This window comes from Pseudomonas sp. Pseusp97 (assembly GCF_047304025.1).
Classification (GTDB): domain Bacteria; phylum Pseudomonadota; class Gammaproteobacteria; order Pseudomonadales; family Pseudomonadaceae; genus Pseudomonas.
In genome coordinates this window covers 1-2,014 of record NZ_JBGLYK010000409.1, presented here as the reverse complement: position 1 = coordinate 2,014, position 2,014 = coordinate 1, and the positions used below count along the sequence as shown (strand labels likewise).

General features: G+C 70.3%; 3 protein-coding genes. 1 reads left to right on the top strand and 2 read right to left on the bottom strand.

The genetic code is table 11. From position 1 onward, the window contains the following. Positions 1 to 152: 152 nt before the first annotated feature. The gene (locus ACCC94_RS29460) at positions 153 to 617 is read right to left on the bottom strand and encodes a glycine zipper 2TM domain-containing protein (protein ID WP_024765217.1); all 465 of its coding nucleotides are present in this window, start codon (positions 615 to 617) and stop codon (positions 153 to 155) included. Positions 618 to 811: 194 nt separating this feature from the next. Between ACCC94_RS29460 and ACCC94_RS29455 the strand changes: the two genes are divergently transcribed. Then, positions 812 to 1,048 carry a hypothetical protein gene (locus ACCC94_RS29455; protein ID WP_413353122.1) on the top strand — a complete coding sequence of 79 codons (237 nt, stop codon included), beginning with the start codon at positions 812 to 814 and terminating at the stop codon, positions 1,046 to 1,048. Here ACCC94_RS29455 and ACCC94_RS29450 read toward each other — a convergent pair. Continuing rightward, the coding region (locus tag ACCC94_RS29450) for a glycerate kinase (protein ID WP_413353121.1) at positions 1,033 to 2,014 on the bottom strand (982 nt) is incomplete at its 5' end. The two genes, ACCC94_RS29455 and ACCC94_RS29450, sit on opposite strands and share 16 nt — an antisense overlap.

The window sequence follows — 2,014 nt, the reverse complement described above, 5'->3', positions numbered from 1 at the left end:
ATTCCTACCCCCCCCCGCCCCCCGCCGCCCCCCCCCCCCCCCCCCCCCCCCCCCCCCCCCCCCCCCCCCCCCCCCCCCCCCCCCCCCCCCCCCCCCCCCCCCCCCCCCCCGCTGGGTTTCGCCGGCTGCCACGGGCGGGCAGCCATTACCGGTCAGTGAGAGACGCGGCTGGTACCGTTGACGGTCAGGATGCGCACGCGCTCGCCGACACGGAACACGGCGCCTTCGTCGACCTGCTGGACGTAGGCGCGGGTGCTGCCGTCGTCTTCGCGAACGGTGATTTCCACGCCCTGGGTGCGGGTCAGGCCTTCTTCGGTGGCCGCACCGAGCAGGCCGCCGGCCACGGCGCCGATGATGGCGGTGACATAGCTGCCCTTGCCGCCACCGATGGCGCTGCCGCCAATACCGCCAACGGCGGCGCCGGCAACGGAGCCGATAGGAGTCTTGGTGCCTTCGATCTTCACCGGGCGCAGGGCCTGGATGGTACCCATGCGCACGTTCTGTACGGTACGTGCTTCTTCACGGGTGTAGGTGTCGCCGGTCAGGCTGGACTGGCAACCACCGAGGGTCATGGCCAGGGCGGCGAAAGTCACGGCGATCAGGGCAGTTTTACGCATTAGGGAACCTCCGAGTAGGGCTACGACTATTAGACTCCGACGGCAGCCCGCCTGTCACGCCAGGTCGTGAAACAGCTGATCTGGATTCAGCTTTCGTACAGTTTGTGCCAGTTCATCGAAAAACGCCTGCCCTGACTCAGTTTTTCATGCCGCGCGGTGGGTTAGCCTTGCGGCCGCAGAAGGAGCAGCCGTCCATGGACTATTTCATCATCGTCGTCACCACCGCCGCCGGCCTGTACTTCCACTGGTGGATCTACTGGCGCATCCGTCGCTGGATGGACCGCGACCTGGCGCTGTCGCTGGCCGGCGATGATCCGCAGAAACGTATCTATCTGTTGCAGCGCCTGGCCGACGCCAAGCGCGAGAAGGTGAAGCGCAGCGACCTCCCGGAATGGCTGCAGCGCGCCGCCGACGACTACCGCGCGCCCTGAGCCAGCGACCAGAAGCGCGCCAGGGCCTCGGCGCGGTTCTCCAGTTCCTGCGCGGCCCGTGCGCAGGCATCGGCCAGGGTAATGGGCCCCGGCGCCAGGCTGAACGCCGCCTCGATGCCTGCTTCGCGCAATTCGGCCAGTCCGTCGCCGACGCTGCCCGCCAGGGCGATCACCGGCACCCCCGCACGACGGGCGACATGGGCCACGCCCACCGGTGTCTTGCCATGCAGGCTCTGGCCGTCCAGGCGCCCTTCCCCGGTGATGACCAGCGACGCGCCGGCCAGCGCCGGCTCCAGTTCCGACAGCTCGGCGATCAACTCGATGCCCGGGCGGAAGCGCGCCTTGAGAAAGGCCCGGCAGGCGAAGCCCAGCCCACCCGCCGCACCGACACCTGGGAACAGGCTGTGATCCTGCCCCAGCGCCAGCGCCGCAACTTCGGCGTAGCGCTTGAGCGCGGCGTCCAGCTGCTGCACCTGCGCCGGGTTCGCCCCCTTCTGCGGGCCGAAGACCGCCGAAGCGCCATGGGGGCCGCAGAGGGGATTGTTCACGTCGGCGGCCACTTCGACCTCGACTCCGGCCAGTCGCGGGTCGAGGCCGGACAGGTCGATGCGCTCCAGTTCCGCGAGCCGCGCTCCGCCGGCACCCAGCTCCTTGTCCCGGCCATCGAGGAAGCTCACGCCCAGCGCCTGCAGCAAGCCCAGGCCGCCGTCATTGGTGGCGCTGCCGCCCAGGCCGATGATGATCTTCTTCGCGCCGGCATCCAGCGCCGCGCGGATCAGCTCACCAGTGCCGCGGCTGGTGGTGCGGGTAGCGTCGCGCAGGCCTTCCGGCACCCAGTGCAGGCCGCTGGCGGCCGCCATCTCGATCACCGCCGTGGCGTCGTCCAGCCAGCCCCAGTGGGCTTTCACCGGCTGCTCCAGCGGCCCATGGCCGACGGCGGCGAGGGCACGGTGGACGCGGTGCTGG